17 protein-coding genes and 1 pseudogene are annotated in these 15,475 nt (G+C 61.8%); 9 read left to right on the top strand and 9 right to left on the bottom strand.

Going from position 1 to position 15,475, the window contains the following annotated elements; translation table 11 throughout:
* Positions 1 to 504: 504 nt before the first annotated feature.
* The gene (locus tag EGH23_RS27495; RefSeq protein WP_483867118.1) at positions 505 to 756 is read left to right on the top strand and encodes a DUF8028 family protein; all 252 of its coding nucleotides are present in this window, start codon (positions 505 to 507) and stop codon (positions 754 to 756) included.
* 101 nt (positions 757 to 857) lie between these two features.
* Here EGH23_RS27495 and EGH23_RS16625 read toward each other — a convergent pair whose 3' ends face one another.
* A complete protein-coding gene (locus EGH23_RS16625) occupies positions 858 to 1,253 on the bottom strand; it encodes a thioredoxin domain-containing protein (protein WP_220581111.1) in 396 nt (131 codons plus the stop codon).
* A 297-nt stretch (positions 1,254 to 1,550) separates the two neighbouring features.
* Here EGH23_RS16625 and EGH23_RS16620 point away from each other — a divergent pair, with 297 nt between their 5' ends.
* From EGH23_RS16620 to EGH23_RS16590, 7 genes and pseudogenes are all read left to right on the top strand, one after another.
* Positions 1,551 to 1,937: a YkvA family protein gene (locus EGH23_RS16620; protein WP_220581110.1), complete on the top strand. Its 387-nt coding sequence runs from the start codon at positions 1,551 to 1,553 to the stop codon at positions 1,935 to 1,937.
* Positions 1,938 to 2,162: 225 nt separating this feature from the next.
* A complete protein-coding gene (locus EGH23_RS16615) occupies positions 2,163 to 2,726 on the top strand; it encodes an OsmC family protein (RefSeq protein WP_220581109.1) in 564 nt (187 codons plus the stop codon).
* A 204-nt stretch (positions 2,727 to 2,930) separates the two neighbouring features.
* Positions 2,931 to 3,263 carry a hypothetical protein gene (locus EGH23_RS16610; RefSeq protein WP_220581108.1) on the top strand — a complete coding sequence of 111 codons (333 nt, stop codon included), beginning with the start codon at positions 2,931 to 2,933 and terminating at the stop codon, positions 3,261 to 3,263.
* 94 nt (positions 3,264 to 3,357) lie between these two features.
* Positions 3,358 to 3,741 carry an ACT domain-containing protein gene (locus EGH23_RS16605; protein WP_220581107.1) on the top strand — a complete coding sequence of 128 codons (384 nt, stop codon included), beginning with the start codon at positions 3,358 to 3,360 and terminating at the stop codon, positions 3,739 to 3,741.
* 147 nt (positions 3,742 to 3,888) lie between these two features.
* Positions 3,889 to 4,219 (top strand): annotated as a pseudogene (locus tag EGH23_RS27220) (HVO_A0114 family putative DNA-binding protein); the annotation flags it as partial.
* Positions 4,220 to 4,686: 467 nt separating this feature from the next.
* Complete coding sequence (dapF, locus tag EGH23_RS16595; protein ID WP_220581106.1) at positions 4,687 to 5,547, top strand: diaminopimelate epimerase; 861 nt, start codon at positions 4,687 to 4,689, stop codon at positions 5,545 to 5,547.
* 15 nt (positions 5,548 to 5,562) lie between these two features.
* Complete coding sequence (locus tag EGH23_RS16590; protein WP_220581105.1) at positions 5,563 to 6,798, top strand: hypothetical protein; 1,236 nt, start codon at positions 5,563 to 5,565, stop codon at positions 6,796 to 6,798.
* A gap of 11 nt (positions 6,799 to 6,809) precedes the next feature.
* On the opposite strand, the gene EGH23_RS27065 is transcribed toward EGH23_RS16590, so the two are convergent.
* Positions 6,810 to 7,421 carry a GNAT family N-acetyltransferase gene (locus tag EGH23_RS27065; protein WP_220581104.1) on the bottom strand — a complete coding sequence of 204 codons (612 nt, stop codon included), beginning with the start codon at positions 7,419 to 7,421 and terminating at the stop codon, positions 6,810 to 6,812.
* Between the two features lie 67 nt (positions 7,422 to 7,488).
* Positions 7,489 to 8,484, bottom strand: a complete 996-nt coding sequence (locus EGH23_RS27060) for a DMT family transporter (RefSeq protein WP_220581103.1) — start codon at positions 8,482 to 8,484, stop codon at positions 7,489 to 7,491.
* A gap of 315 nt (positions 8,485 to 8,799) precedes the next feature.
* Here EGH23_RS27060 and EGH23_RS16575 point away from each other — a divergent pair, with 315 nt between their 5' ends.
* On the top strand, positions 8,800 to 9,453 hold the full coding sequence (locus EGH23_RS16575) for a ribonuclease HI family protein (protein ID WP_220581102.1): 654 nt from the start codon (positions 8,800 to 8,802) through the stop codon (positions 9,451 to 9,453).
* 1,010 nt (positions 9,454 to 10,463) lie between these two features.
* Here EGH23_RS16575 and EGH23_RS16570 read toward each other — a convergent pair.
* From EGH23_RS16570 to EGH23_RS16545, 6 genes are all read right to left on the bottom strand, one after another.
* On the bottom strand, positions 10,464 to 10,898 hold the full coding sequence (locus EGH23_RS16570; RefSeq protein ID WP_220581101.1) for an arsenate-mycothiol transferase ArsC: 435 nt from the start codon (positions 10,896 to 10,898) through the stop codon (positions 10,464 to 10,466).
* Positions 10,899 to 10,983: 85 nt separating this feature from the next.
* The gene (locus EGH23_RS16565; RefSeq protein ID WP_220581100.1) at positions 10,984 to 11,382 is read right to left on the bottom strand and encodes an ArsR/SmtB family transcription factor; all 399 of its coding nucleotides are present in this window, start codon (positions 11,380 to 11,382) and stop codon (positions 10,984 to 10,986) included.
* A 141-nt stretch (positions 11,383 to 11,523) separates the two neighbouring features.
* Entirely contained in the window at positions 11,524 to 12,417 is an 894-nt protein-coding gene (locus tag EGH23_RS16560; RefSeq protein ID WP_220581099.1) for an ABC transporter permease, read from the bottom strand.
* Positions 12,414 to 13,349: an ABC transporter ATP-binding protein gene (locus tag EGH23_RS16555; RefSeq protein WP_220581098.1), complete on the bottom strand. Its 936-nt coding sequence runs from the start codon at positions 13,347 to 13,349 to the stop codon at positions 12,414 to 12,416. Before EGH23_RS16555 ends, EGH23_RS16560 begins: the two co-directional genes overlap by 4 nt.
* The gene (gene nosD, locus EGH23_RS16550) at positions 13,336 to 14,724 is read right to left on the bottom strand and encodes a nitrous oxide reductase family maturation protein NosD (RefSeq protein ID WP_220581097.1); all 1,389 of its coding nucleotides are present in this window, start codon (positions 14,722 to 14,724) and stop codon (positions 13,336 to 13,338) included. Before nosD ends, EGH23_RS16555 begins: the two co-directional genes overlap by 14 nt.
* On the bottom strand, positions 14,721 to 15,467 hold the full coding sequence (locus tag EGH23_RS16545) for a hypothetical protein (RefSeq protein WP_220581096.1): 747 nt from the start codon (positions 15,465 to 15,467) through the stop codon (positions 14,721 to 14,723). The genes nosD and EGH23_RS16545 overlap by 4 nt, the downstream gene beginning before the upstream one ends.
* Positions 15,468 to 15,475 lie beyond the last annotated feature (8 nt).

Here is a 15,475-nt window from a genome sequence, read left to right as displayed (position 1 = left end):
GTCGCCACTACGCCTTTCTGTGCGGTAAAGATCCGCATGCTATAGTTCGTGTCCGAGTACTACAGTCGAGGTAAATGGAAGACGGCTCGACCAAATCAGTGAAACGAGAGACTGCCACATACACATTCACCACCATTGCCGACTGCACGGAGCACCCCATCTGGCCAAACGCGGACTTTGCATGCCGCCCCACAATCGTCGCACAGACCGTCTCTTGTTGGCATTTTTTCGAGAGTTCCCATATTCCCTACAAAGAGGGGCCCACATCGGATAAGACTTGGTACCAGATAGCATGATTGGTAGGGCCGTGCTAAATCCGAATGAGGGCGATATTTCTGCCACAGTTCTCGGGGAGAGCACGATGCTCTCTATTCACCCCTCATACCGGTCCGTGTAGCTAACTATCGCTGTCTCTGAAGACCGGTATCGTAGATCGCGGAAGACCTCTGTCAAGGCACAGTATTGACCGTATTACTAACTATCTATCATTATATTTATCGCGGTGTGAGGGGGCCAATAGATTTTCAGGAAGACAGCGTTTTGACCAACCACTCACTGCAGAGTCTAGCCGCGAAACTGCAGGCTCTGAAAACAGTCTTACTGGAGCTTCTTTTCTGGGTCTCGATCTTCTTGCCGGTGATTTACATTCCGCTACTTATTGTTGGGCTTAACACTCCTCAAGAGGCAGTGCTCTTCGCCGGGTTGCTTGGAATACATCTGCTAACGATACTCTCGGTCCAAGTATTCCGTCCGTAACTGCCGACTTCTCGGTTCATGCCGACCCCGACAGCCACTAGATACTCAGTGGACGGGTCGCACCGAACAAAGCGAGGAGACGAAGACTTGGACGCTCGGACTCACTCTTCGGATTCTTCGAGTTGGTCTACGAGGTGAACTGCGATAGGGATCGGTTCTTCTTCGACGAAGCGAGCGACCTCCTCGTCGTCGCGTTCGACGATGACGGTCGGAATCAACTCGATCTTGTAGGCTTCGACCTTCGGCCAGAGTTTCGACCCGTCGTCTTCTCTTCCGACAGGGTACTGATGGACCCGCTCTTCAGGTATGCCCGCTGCCTCTAGTGCGGCTCCGAAGTCGGGGAGCTGCGCCCGGCAGTCTATACACCAGTCACCGCCCCAGATATGGTACTCCAGTTCGTCTTTGCGCTTGCGAAGGGCGTCTACGGTGTCATCGTAGGCGTCTTCCACCCATACTGGGTTCGGCTTCAGCGTCTCGAGTGTCCTGTCCTCGCTCATATCACAGAAGTATGGTCACGAGCGGCTTGAACCTCTTGGCCCCGAACTCCGGCGAAACGGGTTTCATGGTTGGAACCAGGAGAGATAACTGCAAGGGAGAGCGGACCGACAGGTATGCCGAACGAGAGATGAATGAGTTCAGTCAGTTCGGAGTTGCTGGATAGATGTCGTGGAATCGGCCCGCAGAATTTCGTAGGGAGCCATCGCTATCACTTGAATCGACCCAGTGTCTAGATAGCGGGAGTATACAACACTGGGTGCTGGCCACTAAGTCTCTGGAGATAGCACGGATTCACGATGGCGTTCGAGTCGTGGAAAAACCGTGCAAAGGAGTTGGAAGCAGAGGTTTACGCCCTATCTCTGGCCTTTCGCGATCGCCGAACGCCGCTGGCAGCGAAGATCGTAATCGCGCTGCTCATCGCCTACGCCGTCAGCCCGATCGATCCGATTCCGGACGTTATTCCGGGCATCGGGTATCTCGACGAATTGATCGTGCTTCCTGTCGGCGTCACGATCGCTCTGTGGCTGACTCCCGACGAGATTATGGCCGAATGTCGGGCACAGGTTGACGAAGAGATCGACGTCGGACGCGTCCGGTGGATCGTGGCTGGCCTCGTACTCCTGCTCTGGCTCCTACTTGGCATGCTCGTCGTTCGCGCCGTCACTAACTGGAACTGGCTATAGCGAAAGATAGTCCGTACAAAACCCCGATGCGGGCACACGAGACGCGCGTGGTATACAGCTACACTGCTAACCCCTCTCATCCAAGGGAGGTCGACAAATCCATTGTTACGAACACGATAGCCGACTACGCAGCGACTATCCTGCAGATATTGACACGAAACAAGACAACAGACACTGATATGCGATTATGCTGTCAACAGTCGTCTCTAGTAGCGGTGAACCGAAATGGCAACCACCGAACCAACAGTAGTCAACGGCGTCGACGTCTCCGCGCTCGAGGGCGCGGTCGAAGCAATTAGTGACGACCCCGAGGTCGGGCGATTCACTTTCCGGGCCGAAACAGCGTGGCAGGACGCACTCGAGTCCGTGACGACGATCGACGAGTTCGACCAAGCAGGCGAGACAGTCCACACCCAAGAATTCACGCTGCAGGGCGACGAACCCGAACAGATTCTCGGCGAGCGCACCGGGCCAAACGCCGTCGAAATGCTCCTCGGTGCACTCGGATCCTGTCTGAGCGTCGGCTACGCGGCCAACGCTGCACACATGGGCATCGAGCTCGAGGAGCTCCGCTTCGAGATGAGCGGTGACGTCGACCTCCGCGGGTTCCTCGGCATCTCCGAGGACGTTCGTCCCGGCTACGAATCGATCACCTGTACGGCCTACGTGACCGCCGATGCAAGCGAGGAAGAGCTCGCGGAACTCCGCGAGCGCGTCGAAGCAACCTCGCCGCTAATGGACGTGATCATGAACGAGGTTCCGCTCGAAACCCGCCTCGTTGCGGAATAACCCGCTTATTTTTTGTAATCTGTCATTTCACTAACGGCCCATAGAAAACCGTCACTGTCGCTCACAAGCGTCGAATCAGCGCTGTGAGTCGGAGGAGCCCCACAACCTCGACACGTGTCACTGTACGAGGCGAAGCGTACAGGGGTGGCACCCAATATTCACATTATAGAAAAACCTACGCGTCCCCATGACAGTAGCACTGGTATGGCGTCCACTGATGATTCTGACGAGCTAGCGACGATCCAAGACCAGCTGGACGAGCTGACAGCCGTGCTCGCCTACGATGCCGGACTGCCAGTGAGTCAAACTACCGGTGGGCCGCCATCTGTGGAGACGTCGCTTGATTCGTGGGTCAACTCTAAATCCGGGCAGGCAGGGACCGTGTATCTCGTCGATCCCGACGATGGCTCGGTCTCCAGCGAGGAGTACGATTTGATAAATATCGATGAGAGTGGCTGGGTACGGTGTCGGAATGAGACTGACGAGAGCGCCACGGTCAGCTATCCGCCACATCGTGTTCGGCGGATTGAACAGTAGCTCACGTAGCCGTATTCCACGTAGCCCAGGTACCGCCGAACGGGCGCATCGCTCGTGACACACCTTTTTACGCTGTTGTATAGTCCTCCCCCGTATGGATCCGACCGATTTTCTCCAGGACGGGACAGTCAGCGTCTCGGACGCCACATATGCAGTCTGCCGGACCGATCACACTCATCCCGGTGCATTTGCGACCATCCAAGACGAGACAGAAACCACGGTGGTCGTCGAGCAGGATACCGTCGAGACGGTCGACGCCCATGAGATCGAGTCGGGGTGGACGCGACTGACATTCGAGATGGACCTCCCATTCGAACTCGTTGGTTTTCTGGCGGCGGTTACGTCAGCCCTTGCTGAAGTAGATGTTTCGGTGTTCGTCATCTCGACGTACTCGACCGATCACGTGTTTGTCAAGGAAGAGGAGCTTGCTGCTGCTGTCCTGCAGCTCGAAGAGCTGGGCTGTCACGTCACCGACTGATGAACTGCACGTCGCAGGACAAATCTTCGAGATTGAATTCGAGAGGCTCAACCACCATCTCAGGCTTGGCTTGCTGCACTCCCGTCCGAGAAACGTCTTGATTGGTAGCTACCCCACTCACACTAACGTACGACCCGAACACTCCACATCACGACCGGCACGCGTCCCAACCGTAGCGGTCTTGAAGAGAGGCTTGCAGCTATCGACGCCGGAGAAAACAGGGGATCAAAACCGTCACAGCTCAGTGTCGAGAGTCTTGCGACATTTGGCCGTCTCTTCCGGCCGACGAGTCTGGAACTCTTGGAGGCGATCGTCGAATATGAACCGGGTTAGCATCCGCGAACGCGTTCGCATTGTCGACCGATATCCGCCAGAAGTGACCGAGAACGTCGACGAATTCGCGGACTACGGACTGATCGAGCTCGAAGATGTCGGGCGAGCCAAACAGCCAACCGTCTGGTATGACACCGACGATGCTGGGACGTACCGCCTCACGTTCGAGCCCTACGTCGAGACCGTCGAAACAGATCTCCGAGCAAAGCTGGAGACGGAGCCACAGCTTACGAGCGGCATTGAGGAGTTCACTGAACAGAAACGCCGTGTCCGCGACCATGTCTTCGCTCGGCTCGTGAAAGCCGCCTACGATTATCGCTGTGCGATCTGCGATGGCTATGAAATTCCGGTCGCCGACGCGCAGGAGCGAGACGGCTACCACGAGTTTGAGCAACTTGAAGGAACACAGCTTACTCTGCCAGATGACGGGGCGATGGGGCCTCGTCGACTCTTTCTTGAACACCATCGTGAACTATTGGGTTTCTAATACTATTCCGGCAACTGTCCATCGCGCCGGTGACATCACCGAATCACCGCTTAACCACACTTGCAGTGTCGACTGTCACGGGAGGAACTGTTTTTACGGATTACTGCTAACGCGGATACAGTCAAATGGTACGTATATCTAAGTGGAACGGGACGGGGAATGAGTTTGTCATCGTTGGTGACGCGGCCGATATCGAGGATCGTGTCGCCTTTACCAAAGCGATCTGTGACCGAGCGTCCGGACTTGCACACCCGAAAACTGACGTGCAGGGTGCCGACGGCGTACTATTTCTCTCAGTTAATCAGGGAACACCACCCCGAGTAGAGATGCAACACGTCCAACCGGACGGATCGATGCCAGATATGTGTGGGAACGGCGTCCGCTGTGCGGCGAAGTGGGCTTCAACCGAGCTAGACACAAGGACAATCGTCGTCGATACTGGCGCTGGCCCGCATCCAGCCGAGGTTAACGGACACTCCGTCGAAGTGAGGATGCAAGAACTGTCATTTGCACCATCTGATATTCCATTACGGACTGCCAACCCACTCATCGCGGAGGCTATCAACGGAGTCTCGGTGACAGCAGTCACTACTGGTGTGCCACACGCAGTTGCGTTCGTTGAGGATGTTCACGCGGTCGATCTATCAGCTATCGCACCACCGATTCGATATGCTGACGTGTTCCCCGAGGGTGCAAATGTGACGATCGCGCACGAAGGCCCCGATAACAACCGATACTGCCAGCGGACCTTTGAGCGGGGGGTCGAAGGAGAGACGGCCGCGTGCGGGACCGGTGCCATCGCTATCGCGGCGGCCGCGATCAAAACCGGCCGGACACAGGCTGGCACGGAGCTGACGATTGCTCCACCTGGAGGCGAGCTGACTGTTCAGACTGGTGGCGAACGAACGACCCTCACAGGTCCAGTCAAGCATGAGTTCGACACGACACTTGATAGTGACAGCAGTGAGTTTGCGGTGTCGCCATAGCTACTCGCCGTACGCATGTCTGCAACTACTAACCCGGAAATAACGGCGAACGAATCGACTAGCAGCGGCGTCACAGTTCAGGTACACCCGCGCCAAGAGTTCGAGAGCGCGGCGTTCAGAGACTCTATCGATCAGTTCAAGGACGTTCTCGTCCTCCCGACGACAACATTTGCCAGCGTGTTTGGGCCCGACGTCGAGGCTGGATATGCGTCGATTTCGAGTCCACAGACGCGCGAAGACGTACCCGTGTATACGCTCCCGTTCGCTGACGAATACGATCCACCAACGACGGCGATCCCGAAAGCGTACCTCCGTGGATCTCTCAGGGAACAGGTTACAACCGACGATGCACGACCCGAGGTTTCGATCACCGCAGTAAATACCGCGGATTCTGGACCGCTTGCTGTCACGCGGTTCTCAACGAAGACAGAGAGTACCCAGCCGACAACGTGTCGATTGCATCCAGACGACCTCGCATCAATCAATAGTTCAGACGGTGATTCCGTAGAGCTGTATAACCCAGATACTGGTGCGCGATTTCAAGCAACAGCACGGAAAGCACCAATCAATATGGAGCCCGGACAGATCTCGGTAAGCACCCGGTGCCGGAAACTCCTCGATGTAGAATTTCCCGAACGAGCCGCCGCCGATCAGACGACAACGCTCCACGTGAGACGGCCGGTGCGAACCGTCGAAGGGAGCGAGGAGCAGGGGCTTTGCAGTCGAGTCATGGATCGGCTCCTCAATTGGGCCGTTGATTACCACGAGGTCCAGTTACGTCTCAACATTGGACTCAACGCTGATGAAGGACGTTCGGCCGGCCGAGTAAATGCTGATACGATGGACATCCTCGCGATCAATGGTGGTGATCGGGTTCGGATTCGGTCGAAAACCACCGAGACGCCAGTTCGGTGTCGCCCCATCGATCCAGAGAGCCATTTTGTCGAGACGGATTCTGATATCGATGCCGCCGATGTACGTGACAGAACAATCTTGTTGCCATCGACAGCACGTGAACGTCTCGACGCAGTCTGTGGAGATATCGTCCGCGTTCGACGCGACACTCGTCACGTTGCAATTCGCAGCATTACCCCGTCGATGTTCGCATTTCTCGGCGTCATAATCGGTGGTCTAGAGATAGTCGACCTGCTGTCACCGTCATTACAACCGTACGGACTGGTGCTCACGCTATTCTTCGCTGGTGTCGCAATCTGGCTCATGCTGTGGCCGGAACGCGTTCGCTGTCGGTAGGAGTAGGGCGTTCAGACCCGCCGCGCGAAATAGAGCGTGTCGATGCCAACACCTCTATCCTCGGGGAGTCGGGCGACCTCTTCGAAGCCGAGATTTTCCAGTATTGCGATGTGGGCGTCGTTCGTGCTCCAGGTTTTAGTCGACACTGCGGGGGCATGCCGCGTCGGTGGGAGATCGGTCAACAGCAGCTGGTACATCTGCGTCGCGAGGCCGCGTCCACGGTGTGGTTCGTCAACAGCAATGATCTCGACGTGATTCGTTGGCGTGAACTCGTCAAGCGCGTCCGAGTCTTCAAGCCGCTCGAACGAACAGAAGCCAACGAGACGACCATCGTCGAACGCCCCGATCATCGGCCGGTCGAGACATCGGTCGAGGTAGCCGCTGATGTCAGTCGCACCGCCCTCCCCAGGTGCGCGTGAAACTGAAGCGCGCTTCTCGCTCGTTAGTGGAGGGACAAACTCCTCATCGACCAACTCAAGGAGCCGTGTGATTCCATCCTGGAGGGACATCCTCTGTTCAACGAATCTCACAGTCGCCATCGAGCTAGTACATCTATAGCCCGGCCGATAAAAGTCGCTATCAAGTATCGACCGGAGAGGATAGTAGTATATCTCGACAGCCACATCATCGCTGCTCGCCAATATCAATGAGGAATACCGGAATGATCTGTCTTCTAGTTCGGGCGCCGTTTTAGTCACCACCGTCGGCCTGCTCGCCGCCCGACGACGAACCGCGGAATCGCCGTCGGAGACGGGCGAGCTCTGCGCCAACGACCTGTCGTTCGATAAGCGCGAACCCAGCAACGACGACCAGAAATCCCACACCAGTCCAAAATGAGATCGGCGATTCGAGCACGATCCAACCGGTAAGCGCAGCGAAAACAGGCACGACATAGGCCACCAAATTCGCACGGACTGGTCCGATCCGGCCAATGAGACCGAAATAGATCGCGTATGCAACCGCTGTCGATGGGATCGCCAGCGAAAGCAGGCTCAGGACCGTCACTGGTTCGAGCGCGAGCAGATTCGGTTGTGGTTCCCCCATGAGGAGACTGATCGCGTGAAGGATCACGGCACCGCCAGCCATAGCCCACGCGGTCAGCGAACTGCTCGCCATTCGCGGGCCGAGACGGCGAAGCAACACACTCCCCAGGGCGACCGCCCCAGCGGCACCGAGGACGAACAACTGTCCGACCGTACTCGCGTCAGTAAACGTCGACGGCGATGGCTGGACGATGATGACGACGCCACATAACGCGATTCCGATCCCGACGGCTCCGAGCCCGGAAAGCCGGTCCCCGAGCAACCACCACGCGAAGATGGGTGCCACTATCGGATTGAGGCCGTACATGACCGATGCTGCAGCGGGTGTCGTGGTGACCTGGCCGAGGAACAACAAGCCGTTGTTAAGTGCGATGAGAAACACTGCTCCGGCGCCGATCCCGAGGTAATCACCACGAGTTTTCGGCATCCACGTCGATCGGTCGCTCGTCCCGGCGATATACGCTAACAGAACGACGGCAGCGATATCAAACCGCAAACCCGCGAACAGGATCGGTGGCAGTTCGCGGAGGCCCGCCTTTATCGCAACGAATGACCCGCCAAAGAGGGCAGCAAGGAGAACGAAAAGGACAGCATCTCGATACCGGGGAGAACGGATGGTTCGTGACCAGCGGACAGTCGACACACGATAGGTACTCGCCGGAAGGATAAGAGGACACGGGAGACGTCGATCATGAGCGTTTGCCGTACAGTGTCAGTTCGGTTCGTCGAGAATCCGAGACGAACTACGCTCGTCGCAGCAAGAAGCGAAGCAGCATCAGGCCGAGTCCAGATTAGGCAGGACGAACAGGGCGACAACGGCCGCTCTTGCTCTCCCACCTGAAGAGATTTTCCCGCTCGACCACCATAGGATCCCCATGCACTGGTTCGATCAGTCACCAAACTCATCGGGGAGCGAGGGCCTAAGGACTCGGATCCAAAACCCGACGAGGCAAGCGGCGTGACCGAAGCCCCCCTCCCGGCCGAACACCTCTCGCCGCTCGCCACACTCGTCGAGGAGGTACTCGCAGACGTGGGCTACGAGATGCCGGCAGCCACCGACGCCATCAACGGCGCTGTCCCCGGCCACGGCGGTCTCTTCGACCCGAATACCTCCTCAACCGAGTTGCGTCGCGCGATCGAAGAGCTGCTGGCGTCGGGACTCACTCGCCCGCCCGTTCCTGATCCGGCCGACGATACGTTTGTCCTCTACGTCGACGGCAGTTCACGGGGCAACCCCGGCCCTGCAGGCGCCGGCGCTGTCATCATAGACGCTGAAGAGACCCAACTCGCCCGCTTGAGCCGCCCCGTTGGTTCCCGGACGGGGAACAACACCGCCGAGTACGTCGCCCTCCAGCTCGGGCTTGCTGAGCTGTTGGCTCGCTACGAGCCACACAAACTGGAAGTCCGCATCGACTCGATGACGGTCATCCACGACGTCTGGGAAGGGGATGACCCGACGGTTCCGGGTGTCGAAACGTACAGTGGGGCCGTTGCGACGGCACTGTCGAATATCCCCGACCACCAGTACACGCATCTGGCTGACAGCGATCCCAACCCTGCCGATGCACTGGCGACAGTCGGAGCGGATATCGCGGCACTCGGCCCTGGATGACGCCAGTGTCTCACCCTCTTCGATCGAGCAGCTGTTTGCTTCCCCGTTGTCGACGGCGTTCGCTTCTGAGACAAACCGATAGCGACTACTTCCGTCTTCGGGCGTGGGAGGAGTTCAATAGCGGTTAGCACTGCGGTGCGAATGCCACCGAGTCGGATTCGAACGAATACTGGGAGATCCCGGTGTCTTCACAAACCGCAGACAGAGACTCAGGTACTACATACGAATCCCGAGCCTGTCATCGGGACGATGCTGGAAGACTACAGAGGGCTCGTCATCGTTGACCCCAGTGAGGAGTGAATTGCGTCGTAATCGTGAACTGGTGAGTGGGCGTTGATGCTTGTCCGATTCGTATGGGAGAGTCAGGAGTCGTCAGCAATGGCCCTGCCCGTACATCCCGCGGTTCTGGTCGTCGTCAATGCCCTGAGCCATCTCGTTTTGACCGGCGCATACCTATGTGAGACTGTTCCGACAGAGCTGTTCAGTGCTCAGTTAGTGCGGTCTCGATTTCTCGAGGGAACTCCTCGTCGAGTGTCTGCTCCAGTAACGACGATATGTGCGACACATTCGGTCCGAGATCGATCATGTCGTCTTCCTGATCGTAGGTCACTACTGCAGCGTCGGCCAGGCGAGGGACGTGATTGTGCGCTGGCGGCATATAAAGTGAGGACTGGCGGGGAGTGCAACCTCGCGCTTCCGGCTTCATCGGTGGGTCGGATCGCTGCTCTCGAAGCAAGCTAACCGACAAAGCCCAGGATATACGACCCGATGTTGGTTAGCAAATGACAATTATTCCCACGTTGAAGCGGCACTCACGGAACTTCAAGGTGTAGAAAGGACGTCACTGGACGAGTCGGCGGCCACAACCTGCGACCGGGCCTCGATCGTCGCCCGAACGACGTCTACGACCCGCTTCGCTCTGCTCCGTGGCGATGCTTGCGTACCGCTCCCGGACACCCGTCTATCGGCTCTGCGCGTCGAATCGGACTCTGCCGGGGGGGTCGCTCGGTTCAGGCATCGGCGGCCAACTCTCGCTCGATCTCGTCGAAAAGCGCGCTCACGCGGTCCCCGATCTCGTCGCGAATCTCTCGAACCCGCTCGAGATCCTTCCCGTCGGGATCGTCGAGCGCCCAGTCGCGGACGTCGACGTCGGAGTCGTCAGTATCGAGTTCGAGCGTCGAACAGCCCATCGTGGCGACGTAGTCGCACGACTCGAGTTCGGCGGTCGAGACCTCCCGCGGCGTCCGATCCGAGAGGTCGAATCCCGCTTCGCGCATCACCTCGACGACGACGTCGTGAACGCGCTCGGCGGGACGAGTGCCGCCAGTTCGAATCTCGACGGCGTCGTCGAGCTCTCGACGCTCCCGCTCGCGTTCGGCGAACGCAGTCGACATCTGTGAGCGCCCGGCGTTCTGGACGCAGACGAAGGCGACGGTGGTGGTCACGCGACCACCTCTCGCCGGGCGGGCAGAGCACGTCGCGCCGTAGGTGCGACGGCGTTCTGGACGCAGACGAAGGCGACGGTGGTGGTCACGCGACCACCTCTCGCGTCTCGTCGAGGGCTGTCAGCAGCGCCTCGGCCCGGTCGGACGTCTCGTAGTACCGCCAGGTGCCGTCTTTTCGTCGCGCGACGAGCCCGGCGTCGTAGAGATCGGAGAGGGCGTGACTGATAGCGCTGTCACTGACGTCGACGGTCGGACTGATTTCACAGACGCACAGCTCCCCATCTGCGGCCTTCAGCAATCGGACGATGTCGTACCGCGTATCGTCCCCCAGCGTCTTGAGTGCGGTCAGATCGGCGTCGGGGTCGGCCGGTGCCTCCGACTGACACGAGCGCAGCGAATCGAGCCGCCCCTCTATATCCGCTTCACAGCAGCCGCCGCTTTCCTCGGTGATGAGGCGTTCGAGGCGGTCCGTTTGCGAGGTCATGGATGGCTGATTGAACAGCCGTTCATATAGCTGCGTCGAGATAGCGCCGCTGGTTCGTCGTGCACGCTACACGCACCCGAGATCAGTCGCCGCGAGAGGCGTCGAGGCGGCCAGTCTCGAAAGCGGGAGCCGAGGTCGGAGTTACCGCCGCTCCAGTAGCCACGCGGCGAGCGCGACCGGACCCGCGACCCACGTGAGGGCAGTTACGAGCGCGATCGGGGTCGACAGCCCCGCCTCGCGAACGATCGCGGCGAGCCCGCCCGCGAGAGCGTCGAACTGGGCCAGCGCCAGCACGCGGAAGCAGGCCGCCGGGTTCGTCAGGACGGCGACGACGACGCCGGTCTCCGAGAGGTCGAGCGCCGCGATGGCACCCAGTGCGAGCAGCTCGTGGAGCAGGACGAACCAGAGCCAGGCGGCCAGCGCGAGCCCCAGCGCGTGCGTCCGTTCGCGGGCCACCGTCGAGGCCAGCAGGCCGAGCGCGAGGAAGCCGCAGGCCGCGAGCAGCGCCGCGAGGACGACGACGGCGTACGGACCGACGACGGCCGGGCCGGTCAGGGCGGCCACGAGGACCAGTCCGGGCGCGAAGCCGACGAGCAGCGATCCGGCGAGGGCACCGGCCCGACCCGCGTACTTCCCGACGACGACGGTCCACGCGGGGGCGGGGAGTGACCTGACGAGCGCCAGCGACCCGCTCGCCTCGGGTCCGACGATGGCGTCGTAGCCGACCGCCAGCGCGACCAGCGGGACGAGGTAGACGCCGAGTTCGACCAGGCTCACCAACACGGCGTCGAACCGGCCCGGGCCCGCGGTCGAGGCCCCGAAGGCCACGACGCCGACCGAGAAGGCGGCGAAGACGAGCGTCGCGCCCAGGCTCCACCGCCGCCGCATCGCCAGCCGATACTCGCGGGTCGCGAGCGCCCACGTTTTCCCGAGCGCGTCCCGCGCTCCGTTCGCCGTATCACCGCTCAGCGCCGGCGACTCGCGGACGTAACCGCCGTCCGTCTCGGCGTCGTCCGGTCGGGTCGATTCGGTCACGCGCGCTCCCCCCGGTCGGCCACGGCGGTCCGGAACGCCGATTCCAGCCCCGGTTCTCGGACGGTGAACCGCTCGACGTCGCCGCTCTCGCGTATCGCTTCGAGGACGGCGAAGGCCCGCGTCGGGGTGCATTCGACGACCAGCTCCGCGCCGTCCTCGGTCGCGCGCTCGACGCCGTCGCGGGACCGGAGGCGCTCGGCGGCCGAGTCCGCGTCCCCGTCGCTCCCCATCGTCGCGCGAACGGTGACGTTCTCCTCCGTCTGCCGCCGGAGCGCGTCGACGTCCCCGTCGGTGACGACTCGACCGCCGTGGACGACGGCCGCTCGGTCGCACAGCGCTTCCACCTCGCCGAGGACGTGCGAGGAGAAGACGACGGTGACGTCGGCGGCCGACGCAACCGCGCCGAGCACGTCGTGGAACGCCTCGACGCCGTAGGGGTCCAGCCCCGCGGTCGGCTCGTCGAGCAAGAGGACGGCCGGGTCGGCGACGAGGACGGTCCCCAGGCCGAGGCGGCGCGCCATCCCGTTCGAGTAGCCCTCGACCCGGCGGTCGGCGGCGTCGGTCAGTCCGACGGTCTCCAGGACGCGCGCGACGCGGTGGTCCCGGCGTTCGGCGTCGACACCGCGCATCCGGGCGTGGAACCGCAGCACCTCTCGGCCGGTCAGTTCGTCGGGGAACCCGGCGTGCTCGGGGAGGTACCCCACCCGTCGCCGAGTGGCGACCCCGTCGGTCGGGTCTCGGTCGAGCACCGCGACGGATCCCGCGTCGGGACTCCGGAGGCCGACCAACAGTTCGAACAGGGTCGTCTTCCCGGCCCCGTTCGTCCCGAGCAGCCCGACGGTCTCTCCCCGTTCGACCCGCAGGCTGAGCCCGTCGAGGGCCGTCACCGCGCCGTACTCCTTCCGTGCGTTCTCGACCTCAATTGCGTACATAGTATCGTCTCCAGTCGTCGTGGGGTGGCTCGGTCAGCGGTCGCTCGTCGACGACGCCGGGCGCGTCGAGGAGGGGCACGGTCCGCTCGGCGCGACGGACGGCGTCGAACGCCGGGCTCGACGTGAACACCCGTGCGCTCGGGTGGTCGGCGAGGAGGCGCTGGACGGCACCGGCGGGCTCGTAGCGGCCGTCGCCGACGCCGTCGTCGTCGACGTCGGTCACCGTCGCGTCGCCCCAGTAGTTACCGACGCTCTCGTTCCACATCACCCGCTCGCCGACGACGGCCCACACGGCTTCGCCGTTGCGGAGGAACGTGTTGTTCGAGACGCGCCCCTCGACGCTCCCCGCGGTGAGGTGGACGCCCACGTCGTTCTCCAGCACCAAGTTCCGCCGCACGTCGTTGTGCAGCGAGTTGTAGAGGAACAGCCCGTTCTCGTTGCCCACGAGGTCGTTCCCTCGCACCGTCGTCTCGTCGATGCTCTTGAGCAGGATGCCGTGACCGCTGGAGCCGGTGTTGTCGACGGCGACGTTGTCGACGACGGTCAGGCGCTTCGAGACCATCAGCGCGTAGCCGACGTCGTTGTTCGCGGCGGTGTTGTTCGCCAGCCGGTTGTCGTCCGAGTACATGTAGTGGACGCCGTAGCGGACGTCCCAGACGACGTTCTCCCGCGCGACGACCTCGCCGGCCCACGAGTAGTAGAGCCCGTCGCGGACGTCGGTTATCCGGTTGCCCTCGATCACCGAGCCCTCGGTCTTCCAGATCTGAATCCCGTTGCCGCGGTCGGTCAGCGGCGTGATGCGCTCCCGTCCGCGGATGGTGTTGTCCGCCACGCGCGCGTCGCTGACGCCGTCGAGCCAGACCCCGAACGTCGCTTCGGTGATCCGGCTGTCGCGCAGCGTGACGCCGTCCCCCTCGACGAGGACGGCGGCGTCGTTGGTCTCTGTGCGGTACCCGGAGTTGCGAATCCAGAGGTCCCGCACGGTGACGCCGTCGGCCGCGACGGTGAGGACGTCGCCCGACCCGTTACCGTCGAGGACCGCGGCGTCGGGGCCGTCGCCGACGAGCGTCACGTTCGGCGTCTCGACGACGACGCGCTCCTCGAACCGTCCGTCGAGGCGAACGGTGTCGCCCGGCCGCGCCGCGTCCAGCGCGGCGGCGACGCTGTCGTATTTCTCCCCGCCGACGCGGGCCACGCGGTCGTCCGTCGGCAGTTCGGGGTCCTCCTCGACGTCGGGCAGTTCGACGCCGACGCGGCGCTCGTCACCGGCAGTCGGCGCGCTCCCGGTCGCCGCCCCCGCCGCGACGAGAGTACCCAACAGAAGGCCGACCGACAGCAGCGCGAACGCCCGCCCGCGTCCGAGCGCCGGACTCATCGCTCGCCCCGTGCCGGTGGCGTCTCCGGCGATTCGTCGCCGCCGAGGACGCGCTCTCGGACGGCGCGCCCGCGACCGGCCACCCGGCCGGGGAGGTCGCCGATCGTCACTGTCGTGTCGCGGTAGTAGTACGCGACCACGAGCAGCGCGATGGCCGCGCCCGCCATGAACCCGCCCGTGCCGAAGTGGGAGGTGCTCGTGATGTTCGCCACCTCGTACTTGCCCCACAGCGGCGGCGTGAAGCCGTCGACGCCCATGACCGGCGCGTCGGGGTCGAGCGCGTGCCCCGACTGGTAGAGGCGGTACTGGATGTCGGCGAGCATGACGCCGAACACCGTCACGGAGCCGATGAGCTGCCACGTCAGCCCTCGCTTCAGTTTCTCCGCCGTCGGTGCGACGGCGACGAAGACGGCGAGCAGCGACGCGCCGACGAACGCGAACGGCCCGGCGGACCACTCGGGGACGTCGATGGCCCGCGGGTGCGGCGCGTAGTTCGGCTGCCAGTACACCGGGTCCGGGTAGTAGAACCCGATGTAGTGGTTGAGCCGCGCGACCTCGGTGTAGTCGCCGGCGATGTGCGGGTACGCGTACAGCTCGAGGTGCAGTACCGTCTGGGGATACTGGACCGCCTCGATGTGGATGTGCCACATCGGGAACAGCAGCGCCCCCGCGAACAGCAGCGCGGCGAGCGCCGGCAAGCCGCGGCGGACCTCGCGGAAGTCGGAGCGTGATGGCAGGTTCATGGGCAGTT

The organism is Haloarcula nitratireducens, assembly GCF_019599505.1.
This window is presented reverse-complemented; position numbering and strand designations above follow the sequence as displayed.